Here is a 17,280-nt window from a genome sequence, read left to right on the forward strand (position 1 = left end):
TTGTTTGTTATTGTCTGTCCACGAAGCTCCGGGAATTGCCGCATTCCAACCAATCAGCAAGGTATCATTAGGGTCGTAGTCATTAGTGTTTATCGTAAAAGTTACAGGATTAGTAGCACATACTTCTCTGTAAAAAGGACCACTTAATAGTGGTGCATGATTATTCGGGCAGTTGATAACAATTACCTGAATATCTCGCCTAATTCTTCCTATTAAAGTACCATTTCTAAATTCTTCAACTTTGGTAACCATAACGGTTTGTTCAATTTTCATAGGTCTAAAAGAGATATCCCCAGTATGTAAATCTAAGTGACAACCACGAGGAAATGGTAAATTAGCATTAGGAAATCCCCAGAAATAAATTGGTTTTTTGTAACTGTATTGACCTGTGTAGGCAATATTAGAACCTGAACCACTTAAAGGATGTCCCCATGTATATACCAAAGAGTCCATTAATCCACCTAATGGATTCATATCCTGGTCATTGGCACCGTGATTAAACATAAAATCCTGTCCAATACAGATAATTGCAATTGGAGGGTTTGTAAATTGAGGTGAGTTATCACAAGGAGTTAGACATCTGTTCATCATAGCGTCTATGTAAAAGTTTTTACTTGCTGCACCTGTTGTAATTGTTGTATTTCTACAACACATATGATAAGATAAATTTAATTCACAGCAAGTTCCTGCACTACTTAATACTGCAAGTTTTGTATATGTATATTGCTCTATTCCATAAGGAAATGAACAGCTTCCACTTTGACATCTTGTGCAAGAAGAACCACAAGTAGGGGTAATATCTATTGGTCCCGGTTTAGTAATTTGAACTGTTGTTATTGTTTGGTTGGTTGATTTACACTTAATTGAAATAGTTGCATTGCTTAAACTAATACCATTACAATCTCTGTAAATCACAAGCTTTATCATAAAGCTATCTTGACCAATACATGTCCATGATAAATCTGAGCCCATCATGTGTGTGGACATTGCGGGTTTTGTCATAAAAAACATACTGACAAATAATAACGCTAATAAAATATTTTTCTTTTTCATATTTTTATTTTCTGTTGTTTAATTTTCATTTATACTTTAATAGTATGTACAAAAAAAAAGCGAAAGGTAAGCAAAATTTTTGTTTATTTTTCAAATTTTTTTATTTTCTTGTTTTAATGGCTAAAAAGAGGTTTTTTTCTTTTCTAAAAAAGAAGATTTTTTATAAAATATGAAAAAAAATCAAAAATTAACACTCTAAATATTAATCTATATTTTAAATTTGATATTTGTTGATAAACTGAAAAATCTCCTGAAATTTCAAAAAAAAATGAAAATCTCAAAAAAATTTATTAATGAGTACTTTTGTGGAATGCCTTTTGTTACATGCGTTTCAGCAGACAGTAAGAATGATTTATTAATTTTATTTAAAAAAAAACAAAAATTTTGCTTACCTTTTGCCTCTAAAATATACTAACATACGAAAGAATATTATTAAATGTTTTCAAAATATAGTGATAAACGAATTATTGAGGAGCTAAATAGTTTAGACGATTGTAAAATTAACAACTCTATGAGGTATTTGTATAAAAAACATTATCCAATGGCGTTATCAATTGTAAAGCAATATAATGCTGATAATAGTGAAGTAGTTGAACTTCTTCAGGAGTCGCTTATACGTTTGTATGAAAACATTAAAAATAAAACTTTTAGAGGTGATTCTCATATAAGTACATATTTGTTTTCAATAATGCGAAACCTTTGGGTAAACAAATATAATAAAACTAGGAATATTATTCAAACAGAAAATTTTGAATCCATTAAATCTAACGATGATTTTTTGTATTCTAAAAGCGATGAATTAAATAGAATAATTTTAAAATTGCTTGATCAAATAGGAAAAAATTGCAAAGAGATTTTAGTGTTTTATTATTTTGAAAATTGTAGTATGCATGAGATAAAAGACAAGGTAGGTTATATTACGGAGCAATCTGTTAAATCTCAAAAATACCGATGTCTTCAACAACTAATTAGATATTTTGATGAAAATCCTGATATTAAAAAGACTTTATTTAAATTGTTATGATAGATATAAAAGATATACAAAATTTTGAACTTTATTCCGAGGGGAAATTAAAAGGACAATCTTTAACTGATTTTAAAAACAGATTAAAATCTGATAATGAATTCTCAAATGCTTTTGAAAGTTTTAATATTTCTGTAAAAAGTGTAAAATATATTTCAAAACAAAATCTTAAAATTCGTTTGAATAATATTCACAAAGAAATTATTGGAAACAAACAAGGATTTTTTAATAGAAATAAAATTGTGCTTTCAGTAGTTTCTGCACTTGTTATATTGATGGGTTCGTTTTATTTGTTTAATCAATTTAATTCAGATTCAGATATTTCTCAAGAGCAAATAGTTGTTACTGATGAAAATTATTCGGATGAAGTAGCAGATAGGAAATTGAATAGGTTGAATAAAAATATAGATAACCCAAAAGATAAATTTACAAAAGAAGAAAATGTTGTCAGTAATAAAATAGAAAAAAGTGCAATTAAGGAAGAGGCAAATAAAACGAATAAATTAAAAAATAATAAAGACGAAATTGCTGATTTAACAAATCAAGATAAAACAGAAAAAACTGTGAATAAAAACGAATTATTTGTTTTGAGTAATCCTATTGCCAATTTTGGTGCATCAAAACAAAATGGATGTACTTCCTTTAAAGTTTACTTTTATGATTCATCCACAATAGATGATGGTGTAATTGATTCTTTTTACTGGACATTTGGTGATGGTAGCCATTCAAATCTTCAAAATCCTGTTCATACTTACAAAAATAGTGGAATTTACAATGTGAAACTTTCAGTTTGGAGTAGCAAGGGACAAAAAGCGGTAATTACCAAAGAAAATTATATTACTGCCTATTCCGTTCCTGATGCTGACTTTAGTTTTTTACCAACAAAAGCACTTCTCTCAAACCCGAAAATAAAATTTACAAATAAAACAAAATATTCTACATCAGGAATAAAATATAAGTGGAACTTTGATGATAGAAATACTATTTCAAGATCAGTTAATCCTGTTTATACTTTTTCCGATACAGGAATGTTTTCTGTTTTGCTTACTGCTACAAATGATTATAAGTGCTCAAACAAAATATCCAAAAATATTGAGATATTAAGTGCGGTAAAAGTTTTTATTCCAAATGCATTTAGTCCTGATAATACCGGACCAAATGAAAACAATCTTTACAAAGTTACAGCAAACGGAATAAAAGAATTTCACCTAAGTATCTTTGCAAGAACCGGAGAACTAGTTTACAATTCTGATAATTATGAAACACATGGTTGGGATGGTAAAACTAAATCAGGTTCAAATCAAACCGAAGTATTCGTATATAAACTTGAAGTGAAGGGATTGAATGATGTTTATTATGATTATTCAGGTACTATAACCTTGATTCGTTAGTGAATGAAAAGAGCCTTGATACTTAGAGTTTAAAACTAAAAGCTAAAAACTAATCCTACGGACTTGCTTCGCTTCGAAAGTTAAGAGTTACGGATAAACAAGAAGAAGTACTTAGAGTACTTATAGTGCCTAAAGTACTTAGAGTTATGTGTTACGGATAAACAGATAAACAAATAAACAAATAAACAAAAAGAAGTACTTAGAGTTAAAAACTAATCCCACGGACTTGCTTCGCTTCGAAAGTTAAGAGTTACGGATAAACAATGCTATTAAAATTTAAAACCTCAGCAAAAATATTCACAAATGCTTTCAAATAAACAGATAACCAAATAAACAATTCCTCAAATGCTTTCAAATAAACAAATAAACAAATAAACAAATAAACAATTCCTCAAAAGCTTTCAGATAGACAAATCACCAAAACTTGCGACACGATGTTCGCTCGTATGAGTCCGTATGGATTATTAATAAAAATAATTTGAGATTTTATCAAGTTATTAACTCTCCATTTCTTACTTTTGATTTTCTAAAAAATAACTGTTAAATAACAAATAACTTAAATTTATATATGTACGGAAAATTAAAGGAAGATCTTCAAATTCAATTGGAGGATATAAAAGATAAAGGACTTTATAAAGAAGAAAGAATCCTTACAACAACACAAGGAGTTGAGATAAAAACAAAAAAAGGATTAAAAGTATTAAATTTTTGTGCTAATAATTATCTTGGGCTTTGTAATGACCCACGAGTAATGGCTCAATCTAATCTTGCATTTTTTAGATGGGGCTATGGAATGGCATCAGTGCGATTTATTTGTGGTACTCAACAACTACATAAAGATCTTGAAAATAAACTTAGTGATTTTTTAGGTATGGAGGATACCATTTTATATTCCTCTGCATTTGATGCAAATGCAGGTGTTTTCGAGCCACTTTTAAACGAGAAAGATGCAATTATTTCTGATGCTTTAAATCATGCCTCGATTATTGATGGTGTGAGGCTTTGTAAGGCAAAGAGATATAGGTATGAAAATAGTGATTTTGATGGTTTGGAAAAAAAACTCCAAGAAGCATCTGATGCAAGATACAAACTTATTGTTACCGATGGAGTGTTTTCAATGGATGGAACAATTGCACGTGTTGACAAAATTTGTGATTTGGCAGATAAATATGATGCTCTTGTAATGGTTGACGATTCACACGCAACAGGCTTTGTTGGTAAAAACGGACGAGGAAGTCATGAGTATAACAATGTAATAGACAGGGTAGATATTATAACAACAACATTTGGTAAAGCACTTGGTGGTGCTTCCGGTGGTTGTATTTCAGGAAGAAAAGAAATAATTGAGCTTTTACGTCAGAGGTCAAGACCTTATTTGTTTTCAAATTCATTAGCCCCATCTATTGCAGGTGCTACTTTAGGTGTTTTAAATTTACTTACCGAAACAAATGACCTAAGAGATAAACTCATCAGAAACACAAATCTTTTTAGAAAAGGAATAGAAGAAGCAGGATTTAAAATTGTACAAGGCACACATCCTATCGTTCCTATCATGCTTGGTCATTTAAAAGATGATGCAAAAATATCACAAGAATTTGCCAAAGAACTTTTGAACGAGGGGATTTATGTAATAGGATTTTACTACCCTGTTGTACCGCTTGGAAAATCAAGAATAAGAGTGCAAATTAGTGCGGCACACAGCAAAGAAAATATTGAATTTGCAATTGAAAAATTTATTAAAGTTGGAAAAAAATTAAATGCAATTTAATTTAGATTTGCAAAAAAGAATAAGCTTTTGATTTACGGAATAGGAACAGATATTATTGAAGTGGAAAGGATTAAAAAACAACTTTCAAAAAATGATGGGTTAAAAGAAACTTTATTTACTACTCATGAAATAGAATATTGTGAATCTCAAAAGCAAAATGAACAAAACTATGCTGCCCGATACGCAGCTAAAGAAGCTTTTTTTAAAGCATTAGGAACCGGTTGGCGATATGGAATGCAATATCAAAACATTGAAATAAAAAATAATGAACTTGGAAAACCTGAAATATTTTTATCAGGCAAAGCTAAAGAATTTGCAACAAAAAATACTTTTAGCAAAATACATGTATCATTTTCACATTTAAAGGAAATTGTAAATGCAATTGTAATAATTGAAAAATAAAATAAATAAAAATTATGTCAAATATTAAATCGTATGATGAAAGAATAAAAGACTTTGATTGGTCTATTGCTGAAAAGGAATTAGATTATAAACAAGGAGAGAACATAAATATCGGATGGTATTGTTCTGATAGAATTTGTGAAATGGGTAAAGCCGACAAGCTTGCTCTTATTTGGGAAGGTATGGGAGGAAAAGAAAAAAAATATACCTTTAATGATATACGAGTAGCAAGTAATACTATTGGTAATCATCTTAAAAAAATGGGTGTTACCAATGGTAACAGAGTTTGCCTTTTTATGGACAAAATTCCTGAATTGTATATTGGGTTTTTAGGGATTTTAAAAATAGGAGCTATTGCTCAACCGTTATTTTCTGCTTTTGGTGATGAATCATTACTAGTAAGGCTCGAAAATGCAGAAACCCATACGATAATGACACAACGAAAACATGTGAAAAAAGTAAGGAAAATTTTAGAAAAAATGCCTTACTTGAAGAACATAATAATCGTTGACGATGATGGAAGAAAATCTTTAAAAGATAGAGAATCTGTATTTTCACTTGAAGATGCAGAACCTATAGAAAATATGGAAATTTACCCAACAAAAGCAGAAACACCATCAGTTCTTCATTACACATCAGGAACAACAGGACAACCTAAAGGAGTAAAGCATGTTCATTATTCACTAATAGCACAATACCTTACATCAAAGTGGGTACTTGATCTGCAAGAAGATGATATTTATTGGTGTACAGCTGACCCGGGTTGGGTTACCGGAACATCTTATGGTATAATCGGACCTTGGAGTAATGGAATAACACAGTGCGTTCTTGACCTTGGATTTGGTGCTGAACCATGGTATAAATTTATTGAGAAACATAAGATATCAATGTGGTATTCAGCTCCTACGGCAATTCGCTCTTTAATGAAGGCTGGAGATGGAATTATTAAAAAATTCAATCTTTCATCACTTCGTCATCTGGCAAGTGTTGGAGAGCCTTTGAATGCTGAAGCTGTTATTTGGTCGGAAAAAGTATTTGGAAAAGCTTTTTATGATACTTATTGGCAAACGGAAACAGGTTCAATGATGATAAGTAATTATCCTGATATGAAAGTAAAACCAGGCTCAATGGGAAAAGCATTTCCAGGAATTACCGCTACTATTCTTGATCCTGAAACTTTTGAACCAATAACTGAAGAAAACAAAGCAGGTCTTATTGCTTTCAAACCTGGTTGGCCTTCTATGATGAGAGCATATTGGAGAAATGAAGAAACTTACAAAAGCAAATTCAAAAACGGATGGTACATACCAGGAGATAAATCTACAATTGATAAAGACGGATATTTTTGGTTTATTGGAAGAGACGATGATGTAATTAATACAGGAGGTCATCTCGTTAGTCCTTTTGAAGTAGAATCTGCATTACTCGAACATGAATCAATTGCAGAATCTGCTGTTGTTGCTAAACCTGATGATGTAAATATGGAAGTTGTTAAAGCTTTTGTAACGCTCAATGATGGATTTGACCCAAGTGATGAACTTGAATTAAAAATAATGAATTTTATTCGCAAAAAACTTTCACCGCTTGCAATGCCACAGGAAATTGAATATATTGATAAATTACCAAAAACAAGAAGTGGAAAAATAATGAGAAGATTACTTCATGCAAAAGAATGGGGCGAAGAAATTGGTGATACATCAACTCTTGAAGACGATTAAATAATTTTAAAATTAATAATTTTTATAAATAAAACAAATAGGAGATAATAATATGGAAGACATTAAAGAAATTGTACTAGAGTACATAATAGATGAATACTGGGAAGACGAAGACGATGAAATAACTTATGATACACCATTAATTTCAGGTGGAATTGTTGATTCTTTTTCAATGGTATCTTTAAAAAGATTTCTTGAAGTAAAATACAAAATAAGTATTCCGGATGACAAAGCTACACCTGAAGCATTTGACAATGTTAACAAAATTGTTAATTTGGTAAAAGAGTATATTGACTAAAAATAATTAAAAGGAAGCCAAATTTAAATTATTTGATTCCATACTGTTAATTTTTTTAAAATAAAAAGGAGTAAAATTTATGGCTTATAGTGATAAAGTAAGAGGTATTTATAGTGATACTTTAAAAGATATTGAAGACAAAGGACTTTTTAAACAAGAAAGATTTATTCATTCATCACAAGCGGCAGATATTGAGGTTGAGTTTCCAACAGGAGCAAAAACCAAGAAAGTAATTAATATGTGTGCAAATAACTATCTTGGTCTTTCTTCTCATCCGGACGTAATTAAAGCGGCTCATGAAGGACTTGACACAAGAGGTTACGGAATGTCATCTGTACGATTTATTTGTGGTACTCAAGATATTCATCGTGAACTTGAAAATAAAGTTACTGAATTTCTTGGTACAGAAGACACAATATTATTTCCATCATGCATGGATGCAAATGCAGGTGTTTTTGAAGCAATTTTAACAGAAGATGATATAATGATTTCCGATCGTTTGGTTCATGCTTCAATAATTGATGGTATTCGTTTAGCACCAGCTTTACACGATACTTTCAAGCATTCAAATATGAAACATCTTGAGAAAAAGTTGCAACTACATGCTGATAAAAGATTGAAAGTTGTTATAACCGATGGTGTTTTTTCTATGGATGGAGATACAGCAAAACTTGACGAAATGGTTGCACTTTGTGATAAATATGATGCTTTACTTTTTGTGGATGATTCACATTCATCGGGTTTTCTTGGAAAAACAGGAAAAGGAACTCATGAAAAATATGATGTTGTTGGAAAAATTGATATTATTACTACAACATTTGGAAAAGCACTTGGAGGTGCTTCAGGTGGATGTGTTTCCGGTAGAAAAGAAATTGTAGAAATGTGTCGTCAAAAAGCACGTCCTTATCTCTTTTCAAATACTATTGCACCTGTTGTTGTTTCAGGTATTTTAAGCGTTCTTGATACATTATCAAAAAGTACAGAAAGAAGAGATAAACTTGAAAAAAATACAGAATTTTGGCGAAATGGTCTTGAAGAAGCAGGTTTCGTTTTGCAAGACGGAGATACTCCAATTGTTCCTGTAATGCTTTTTAATGCGAAGCTTGCACAAAATTTTTCTAATGATCTTTACGAAGAAGGAATTTATGCAATAGGATTTTTCTTTCCTGTTGTTCCTAATGGTAAAGCAAGAATAAGAACTCAGATTTCTGCAGGTCATGAAATGCATCATCTTGAAAAAGCTCTTGCTGCATTTATTAAGATTGGAAAGAAATATGATATTCTTGGCAAAAGCAAGAAAGAAATCATAGAAATGTACGGAATGTAACAGCTTTAGTGTTAAGCATTTAATACTTTATGAGGGTTTTTTTTTCTTTAATTTTTGCCCTATGAAATTTAGCTTATTGCGATATTTTATAGGGCAATTTTTATTACAACCTAAATTAAGCGATTGTAAACTTTGAAAATTACCAATCATTCGGCACTAAAAGGAATTTCAAAAATTTTCACATACCAATAAGGTGTCCTCAAATTTTATGAAATCCTTTTAGCACCAAAGCATTAGTAATTTTCTTTGTTCCCAATCACTCAAATTAGGTATAATACCAATTTAATTTCAAAACGCCTGATAAATAAATTAAATTATATTTTTCTTTTTTTAGGCAAAAATTCTTTGCATAACTTGTTCCGCACTTGTTTCGGAAGCCATAGCTACGGAAATAATTTTTAACGACAAAAAAGGGAAATAGAAATGATTTATATCGGGTGTTTTGATGTTAATTTGGTATAAAAGATGATAGCAAAAATTTATTAACAGTTTTTAATAAAATTGTTATACTTTTGTTGTGATTATCAATGTAAAATCCAATTACAAATAATTTGATAAAAGATTATGAATATAAGATTTTCATTTACACCATTCTACATTTTAGTATTGATTCTGTTAATAAATTCTGCCTTTTCTCAAGAAAAATTCCTGAATACTTATCAGGAAAATTTTAAATGGGGACTTAAAGATACAAACGGAACAATCTTAATAAAGCCAATGTATGATTATCTTGAACATGCCTTTAGCAATACCTATATTGCATTTGAATCAGATTCTTCATTTTATTATTTTGATACGCTAAATATAACAGAAGTATATGAAAAACAGATTTTTAATAATGTTGATTTGTTAAAAGGCGTGAACAACAGAAGTATTAAAGAAAATTTTAAAATAATTGATGTTAAACAAATTGATGAAGATATTTCCCGATATCAGATAATTTGTAATTCTAAAATTTATATCATTAACAAATACAATAAAAAACTTCTGACCAATACTTATGCGAGTTATAAATATGTTAGTAATCAAGACATTTTGATATTGAATGATTTCAAAGAATATTTTGTTTACAAACCAGGGAAAAAAGTCTTTTCGCTGGGGCACAACTACTTATTGTTTAAAGATATTTACAAAAATGCCTTTTTTATAATGAATTACTATGGCAAAACTGAAACAAAATTGTGTTGTCCAAGGGAATTATCAATTTCTTTACCCTACTATAAAAACGATGAATTTCAATATTACTACGATACAACAATTACTGAGTTTGATGATTATCGTTATACTGTAGGTGGTGTTTTTGGTTTTTTTAATCCTGAATATGAAAAGATTTTTAATACAAAATATAAAAAGCTGAAAGTGATATTTTATGACAATTCATATTACGACAACTTTTACATACATGACATATCAAATGATAGTATTTATACCTATTCCAAGAATATTTTAGATTTTTTCTTAGTTAAAAGTAAAAATGGTTGGGGGGTAAGAAATTCAAACGGAGGGAAAATAATTAAACCCAAATATGATGCAATTGTTCCTTTTAAAAGAAATGATTCACTTTTGTTTGGAGCTGTTTATAAAAATTCTTATGAGCTAATTTTTGACCTTAATGGAGCATCAAAAAGAGTTCAGCCTTTTGATTTGTTTAGCAGTGAGCTGTTTCATAGGTATGATTTGCTTTTTGACACTGCATTTAATATTTCATCGTTAAATATGTCAAATGCTCAGTTTTTAGCTGTGATAAAAAAAGTATTATCTGAGGAGTTAAAAACCATCAAAAAATTAAATCCTAAGCAAAAAGAGGTTTTAGCAAATATTTATAGCAAAATTACTAATGGAGAAAAAATAGCTTCCTTTTTTAATTCTATCGAATTTAATTATGTAATCAGATCAATTGATGATAGATATTTAAATCCTAAAATATCAAGTAAATCAATTGCATTCAATATTAATAAAGAAATATCTGATAGTAATAAAATTCAAAAAACAATCTTTAAGCTTTCATCAGAAGATTTCTTTGAATTGTTTCCTTTAAATGCATTTGTTGTAGAATTCGAGAATGAGCTAATAAATAATCTTGATGCAATTATTAAGAAAATAAAAGAACAAAAAAGGAATTCAAAGTCTTCTTTAAATTAACGAGCAATAATCGTCAATTACATAAGTAAACATATAATTTTCAAATTCTTCATAGTGTATTTTAAAATTACGTTCTTGTCCCTTTTTTACAATTTTTGCAGTAATGCAACCACCATTTTTATTGTAATCAAATGATTGTAAGCAAATATCTTCACGAAAACGTAAACCACTTTTACCGTTAAGTTTATAAATTGATTCTTTTGTACACCAGTAAACATATAGTTTTTTTATCAAATTCTTTCCTTTTACCTCTTTCAATTCCTTTTCATTCATAAATTTGGGAGATATTTTTTTTATTACATCCTTAATTTGTTCAATATCAATTCCCACCTTTTTTTTGCTAATGATAACAGCTGCATAATCGGCTGAATGAGTGATAGAGAGTTCATAATCAAAATTTATCAAATGAGGTTTTCCATGCTCATCTCCCTTTACATCTATAAACTTTTTTGTATTAAGAATGTCTCTTAATAAAACTCTACTGCTTAGCCAATGTAGGTTTCTTTTACCTTTATTCAACCTTTGAAAAAATGCTTCTTCACCTTTTGTAAGAATAAGATCGGCTCTAAGCTTTTCTATACTTTCTTCAACTTTCCAAACACCGATAATGGTATTAAAAGCTTCTTTACGTTTTAAAACAACTCCCATAAATAAATCAGTTACTATATCAAAGTTAGGAATAAAAAATTTAAATAAACAATCAATATTATTATTTTGTAAAAAAAGTATATAAATTTGATGCTTTAAGAAATCAAAGATAATTTATAATAGAAGTAATATATATAAAATGGAAAGAATAATAGTTATAGGATGTGCCGGACAAATTGGTTCTGAACTTGTGCCTGCATTAAGAAAAATTCATGGAAATGAAAACGTAATAGCAACTGACATAAAAGTAACAGAAGCAACAAAAGAACTTGCATCAAACGGTCCTTTTGAAATACTTGATGTACTGGATGTCAAAAAGTTAACAGCAATAATTGAAAAAAATAAAATAACACAGATTTATAATCTAGTAGCAGTACTTTCTGCACTTTGTGAAAAAAATCCATTAAAAGCTTGGAAAATTAATATGGATAGTTTTTTCAATGTAATGGAAATAGCAAGAGAGAAAAAGCTAAATAAAGTTTTTTGGCCAAGTTCAATAGGTGCATTCGGACCAACAACACCAAAAGAGAACACGGCTCAATCAACTATTATGGAGCCAAATACTGTTTATGGAATAAGTAAACTTTCGGGAGAAAGATGGGCAGAATATTACTGGGACAAATACAAAGTTGATGTAAGAGGTCTTAGATACCCGGGACTAATAAGTTATAAAACAGAACCCGGTGGAGGCACAACTGATTATGCAATTGATATTTTTTATGGTGCTTTAAGAAATGCTAAATACACGTCTTTTCTTAAAGAAACCACTGCATTACCAATGATGTACATGGATGATGCTGTAAATGCAACAATAAAATTAATGGAAGCTCCTGTAGAAAAATTATCGGTAAGATCATACAACCTTAACGCATTAAGTTTTACACCTGCACAACTTGCTGAAAAAATAAAAGAAAGAATTCCAAATTTTGAAATAAAATATAAACCCGATTTTAGACAAGCAATTGCTGATACATGGCCTGCAAGCATTGATGATAGTGTTGCAAAAAATGATTGGGGATGGAAAGCTGAATTTGACCTAGATAAAATGGTTGATCTTATGCTTGAAGAAATTGGTAAAAAAATTAAATAAATAATATTTCTCAATAAAAAAGTACTGTTATTTTATATGCTACTTTTTTATTGAACCTATTTATGATAATAAAACTATTGAAAAATATTTGGACAGTTTATGCAATAACTATATTTGCGTTATCTGTGATTATTGTATTTCCATTTTATCTTTTTTTCTTTTTGTTTATCAGAGAAAATGCCGACAAAAGAATTTATCCCATTACAAGGCGGTGGGCAGGAATATTATCAGTGTTTTATTTGATAAGGTTAAAAAAAGTTTACAAAAAAAAGTTATCAAAGAAAAAAGGATATATTTTTATTTCCAATCATAGGTCAATGTTGGATATTCCGATAAGTGCCTCTCTTATTCCCGGACATTTTCGTTTTTTGGCAAAGGATTCATTATTGAAAATCCCGTTTCTTGGAAGAATAATCAAGGGTATTTGTATTACTGTTGATCGAAAAAATATTAGAGATAAATCACGTAGTTACGAGAAGATGAAGGAAACTCTTGAAAAAAAATCATCAGTACTAATATTTCCTGAGGGAACAAGAAGTAAAACTGATAAAAAATTAGGGATTTTTCAAAATGGAGCTTTTCGTTTAAGTCTTAAAACAAAAACACCAATAATTATAATTACTCTTTGGGAAACTTCAGCAATTTTAAAAAAAGAATATTTCTGGCAACTAACTCCAGGTAAAGTAAAATGCATCATCTCAGAAGAAATTCAGCCGGAAGGAGATGTTGAAAGTCTTAAAGAAAAATGTTTCAATTTGATTGAAGAGAATATTGATATGATGGAAAAATTAGACTAAAATTTACAGAATGTTGGAAAAAGAACATAGAGATTTTCAACTTAATTTTTGTCTATTAAGCCTGATTTGTTTATTTGTTTAAACGCAGAGTCGCAGAAACGCAGAGGAAAAAGTAATTAATAAATCAACGTTATTCAACGGTGGACTGTTTATTCGTTTATTCGGAATTTGACTGCCTACTGTTGACTGGAGACTGCCGACTGGTTATTTGTTTGTATTTTCACGCAAAGACGCAAAGAACGTAAAGGAAAAAGTAATTAATAAATCAACGTTATTCAACTGAGGACTGTTTATTCGTTTATTCGGAATTTGACTGCCTACTGTTGACTGGAGACTGCCGACTGGTTATTTGTTTGTATTTTCACGCAAAGACGCAAAGAACGTAAAGGAAAATGTAACTAATAAATCAACGTTATTCAACTGCCGACTGAGGACTGTTTATTCGTTTATTCGGAATTTGACTGCCTACTGTTGACTGGAGACTGCCGACTGGTTATTTGTTTGTATTTTCACGCAAAGACGCAAAGAACGCAAAGGAAAATGTAACTAATAAATCAACGTTATTCAACTGCTGACTGAGGACTGTTTATTTGTTTATTCGGAATTTGACTGCTTACTGTTGACTGGAGACTGCCGACTGGTTATTTGTTTATATTTTCACGCAAAGACGCAAAGAACGCAAAGGAAAATGTAACTAATAAATCAACGTTATTCAACTGAAGACTGCCGACTGCTGACTGCTGACTGTTTTTGACTGCCGACTGATACTGAGGACTGTTCTTAACTTTTGACTGGAGACTGCTTAAAAAAGATGAAGAAATTAAAAACTATTTAATACTCCATAAGCAATAAAAATCATATTTTTGCATAGGCCAAAATATTAAAAGCAATTGTTTGTAGCATGAAAATATCTAATCCACGAGAGAGAATTTTAAAAAAAATAAGGAATGCAACACAAAAAAGTAAGGGTGTTTATTCCCAAAGAGAACCTGATTTAACAAAGTTCGTTTTTAAAAAAAGTGATAAATCCTTACAAGAAGTATTTGCTCAGGAATTTAATAAAATTAGTGGAAAGTTCTTTTTTTGTAATAATGAAGAAGATTTTGCAGATCAATTAAAACAACTCGTTATTGCAAACAATTGGAAACATCTTTTTTGTTCGGAAGAATTTTTAAAACCGATTTTAGATAAAGAAAATCTCCAGTATAAAAGATCACTTGTAAATTTTGAAAATACTGAAGTAGGAATAACCTCCTGCGAAGCAATTGTTGCTCGTACAGGAACAATTTTAATAGCTTCGGGTAAGGATAAATCACGTACAATGAGTGCTTTTCCCCCGATACATATTGTAGTAGCTTACGAAAATCAGTTGTTTTATGACCTAAGTGATGCGTTTTTATATATGGAGGAAAAATATGACAAAAACTACCCTTCAATGATATCTGTTACTTCAGGACCAAGCCGTACAGCTGATATTGAAAAAACACTTGTGCTTGGTGCTCACGGACCAAAAGAAATTTATTGTTTTTACATAAATGAACGAAAAAAAAGATAAAATATATTTTGCCTCGGATTTTCATCTTGGTGCACCAAATTATTCTGAAAGCAGGAAACGAGAAAAATTAATTGTAAAATGGCTTGATGAAATAAAGAATGATGCTTCTGATATTTTTTTATTAGGAGATATTTTTGATTTTTGGTTTGAATACAAAAAAACAATTCCAAAAGGATTTACACGTCTTTTAGGTAAGCTTGCACAGCTAAGTGATGCAGGAATAAAACTTCATATTTTTGCAGGGAATCACGACCTTTGGTTAAAAGATTATTTTGAAAAAGAAATTGGAGCAACATTATATTTTAAACCAGTCATAAAAAAAATTAATTCAAAAACCTTTTATCTTGCACATGGTGATGGATTGGGACCCGGAGATTATGGATATAAATTTATAAACAGAATATTTAAAGGCAAAGTTAATCAATGGTTATTCCGCTGGTTACATCCTGATATTGGAATTCGCTTAGCATCATTCTTTTCAATAAAAAGTAGAGCCAAAACTAATAAATTAACTGATAGTTTTTTAGAAGAAAAAGAGTGGTTGGTAATTCATTCCAGAGAAATTTTAAAAAAACAAAAAATAGATTTCTTTTTATACGGACATAGGCATTATCCTAAAAAATATCAACTGAACGATACTTCATATTACATTAATCTTGGCGACTGGTTAAGTAATTTTTCTTATGCTGTTTTTGATGGAAAGGAATTGGAACTAAAATATTTTTAATTCAGAATTGCTTTCATATAAAAACTATAATTTTGCAGTAAAATAAATTTGATATAAATACGATAAAATTAAACATCAATGGAACTTTTAAATAAATTAGCTGAGATAAAAGAGCATCGAGAAGAAATAGCTGAGCAACTGATTGACCCAAAGATTATTTCGAATCAAAAAAAATACATTAAGCTTAACAAAGAATATAGCGATCTTGAGGATATTGCTGATATTTATGAAGAATATAAAATTTTAATAAGCAACATAACTAACAATAAGGATATCCTAAGAAACGACAAAGATCCTGAAATGCGAGAAATGGCAAAGATGGAGCTTGAAGAATTAGATGAGCAAAGAATTTCGATGGAAGAGAAAATTAAATTGCTGATTATTCCATCAGATCCTGCTGACCAAAAAAATGCGATTGTTGAAGTAAGAGCAGGCTCGGGAGGAGATGAAGCAAGTATTTTTGCAGGAGACATTTATAAAATGTATGAAAAATATTGTGAAAGTAAAGGTTGGAAAGTGGAAGTAATGGATGTAAGCCCGGGTACAAACGGTGGTTTTAAGGAAATTATTTTTAACGTTTCGGGAAATGATGTTTATGGATTAATGAAATATGAATCAGGTGTTCACCGTGTGCAAAGAGTTCCTGCAACAGAAACCCAAGGTCGGCTACACACTTCTGCAGCATCAGTAGTGGTTTTGCCCGAAGCTGAGGATATTGATGTAAACATAAAAGAAGCAGATGTAAGAAAAGATACTTTTTGTGCTTCAGGACCCGGAGGGCAATCTGTTAACACAACATATTCAGCCATTAGGCTTACTCATATTCCTACAGGAGTCGTTGCTCAATGCCAGGATCAAAAATCTCAAACTCAAAACTATATTCAAGCTATGAAGGTTTTGAAAACAAGAGTTTATGAAATTGAATATCAAAAGTACCTTGATGAAGTTTCGTCAAAAAGAAAAACAATGGTTTCTTCAGGGGATCGTTCTGCAAAAATAAGAACTTATAATTTTCCTCAAGGAAGAATAACCGACCACAGAATAACAAAGTCAATGTTCAACCTTAATGAATTTCTTAATGGCGATATTCACGAAATGATTGAAGCATTGCAAATTGCTGAAAATGCTGAAAAGCTCAAAGAAGGTAAAAGCTGATTCAAGATACAAGATACAAGATGCAAGATTCAGGATGCAAGATACAAGATTCAGGATGTAAGATACAAGATGCAAGATTCAGGATGCAAGATACAAGATGCAAGATACAAGATGCAAGATACAAGATGCAAGATACAAGATGCAAGATACAAGATGCAAGATACAAGATGCAAGATACAAGATGC

The 17,280-nt window shown here is 30.2% G+C and carries 15 protein-coding genes; 13 read left to right on the forward strand and 2 right to left on the reverse strand.

Translation table 11 applies throughout. The annotated features are described in order from the left end of the window. Positions 1–1,053 (reverse strand): hypothetical protein (locus U9R42_02965; GenBank protein ID MEA3494976.1); only part of this gene is annotated, 1,053 nt, incomplete at its 3' end. Positions 1,054–1,489: 436 nt separating this feature from the next. Here U9R42_02965 and U9R42_02970 point away from each other — a divergent pair. From U9R42_02970 to U9R42_03005, 8 genes are all read left to right on the forward strand, one after another. After that, positions 1,490–2,077 carry a sigma-70 family RNA polymerase sigma factor gene (locus tag U9R42_02970; GenBank protein ID MEA3494977.1) on the forward strand — a complete coding sequence of 196 codons (588 nt, stop codon included), beginning with the start codon at positions 1,490–1,492 and terminating at the stop codon, positions 2,075–2,077. After that, a complete protein-coding gene (locus U9R42_02975; GenBank protein ID MEA3494978.1) occupies positions 2,074–3,468 on the forward strand; it encodes a PKD domain-containing protein in 1,395 nt (464 codons plus the stop codon). The genes U9R42_02970 and U9R42_02975 overlap by 4 nt, the downstream gene beginning before the upstream one ends. A gap of 568 nt (positions 3,469–4,036) precedes the next feature. Then, positions 4,037–5,236 (forward strand): glycine C-acetyltransferase, encoded by a 1,200-nt coding sequence (locus U9R42_02980; GenBank protein ID MEA3494979.1) that lies wholly within the window; start codon positions 4,037–4,039, stop codon positions 5,234–5,236. A 27-nt stretch (positions 5,237–5,263) separates the two neighbouring features. Beyond that, positions 5,264–5,638: a holo-ACP synthase gene (gene acpS, locus U9R42_02985; GenBank protein ID MEA3494980.1), complete on the forward strand. Its 375-nt coding sequence runs from the start codon at positions 5,264–5,266 to the stop codon at positions 5,636–5,638. A 14-nt stretch (positions 5,639–5,652) separates the two neighbouring features. After that, on the forward strand, positions 5,653–7,356 hold the full coding sequence (acsA, locus tag U9R42_02990; protein ID MEA3494981.1) for an acetate--CoA ligase: 1,704 nt from the start codon (positions 5,653–5,655) through the stop codon (positions 7,354–7,356). Positions 7,357–7,408: 52 nt separating this feature from the next. After that, on the forward strand, positions 7,409–7,654 hold the full coding sequence (locus U9R42_02995) for an acyl carrier protein (protein ID MEA3494982.1): 246 nt from the start codon (positions 7,409–7,411) through the stop codon (positions 7,652–7,654). 79 nt (positions 7,655–7,733) lie between these two features. Then, a complete protein-coding gene (locus tag U9R42_03000; protein MEA3494983.1) occupies positions 7,734–8,981 on the forward strand; it encodes a glycine C-acetyltransferase in 1,248 nt (415 codons plus the stop codon). A 564-nt stretch (positions 8,982–9,545) separates the two neighbouring features. Further along, positions 9,546–11,123 carry a WG repeat-containing protein gene (locus U9R42_03005; protein MEA3494984.1) on the forward strand — a complete coding sequence of 526 codons (1,578 nt, stop codon included), beginning with the start codon at positions 9,546–9,548 and terminating at the stop codon, positions 11,121–11,123. Here the strand turns inward: U9R42_03005 and U9R42_03010 are convergent. Continuing rightward, entirely contained in the window at positions 11,115–11,771 is a 657-nt protein-coding gene (locus tag U9R42_03010; protein MEA3494985.1) for a 4'-phosphopantetheinyl transferase superfamily protein, read from the reverse strand. The two genes, U9R42_03005 and U9R42_03010, sit on opposite strands and share 9 nt — an antisense overlap. 139 nt (positions 11,772–11,910) lie before the next feature. Here U9R42_03010 and U9R42_03015 point away from each other — a divergent pair, with 139 nt between their 5' ends. The 5 genes from U9R42_03015 (at position 11,911) to prfA (ending at position 17,095) form a co-directional block, all read left to right on the forward strand. Continuing rightward, positions 11,911–12,861, forward strand: coding sequence for an NAD-dependent epimerase/dehydratase family protein (locus U9R42_03015; protein MEA3494986.1), 951 nt, complete (start codon positions 11,911–11,913; stop codon positions 12,859–12,861). Between the two features lie 62 nt (positions 12,862–12,923). After that, a complete protein-coding gene (locus U9R42_03020; GenBank protein MEA3494987.1) occupies positions 12,924–13,658 on the forward strand; it encodes a lysophospholipid acyltransferase family protein in 735 nt (244 codons plus the stop codon). A gap of 901 nt (positions 13,659–14,559) precedes the next feature. Beyond that, a complete protein-coding gene (locus tag U9R42_03025; protein MEA3494988.1) occupies positions 14,560–15,213 on the forward strand; it encodes a lactate utilization protein in 654 nt (217 codons plus the stop codon). Next, positions 15,194–15,940: a UDP-2,3-diacylglucosamine diphosphatase gene (locus U9R42_03030; protein ID MEA3494989.1), complete on the forward strand. Its 747-nt coding sequence runs from the start codon at positions 15,194–15,196 to the stop codon at positions 15,938–15,940. Before U9R42_03025 ends, U9R42_03030 begins: the two co-directional genes overlap by 20 nt. A 78-nt stretch (positions 15,941–16,018) precedes the next feature. After that, complete coding sequence (gene prfA, locus U9R42_03035) at positions 16,019–17,095, forward strand: peptide chain release factor 1 (protein ID MEA3494990.1); 1,077 nt, start codon at positions 16,019–16,021, stop codon at positions 17,093–17,095. Positions 17,096–17,280 lie beyond the last annotated feature (185 nt).

It is taken from the genome of Bacteroidota bacterium (assembly GCA_034723125.1).
Taxonomy (GTDB): domain Bacteria; phylum Bacteroidota; class Bacteroidia; order CAILMK01; family JAAYUY01; genus JAYEOP01.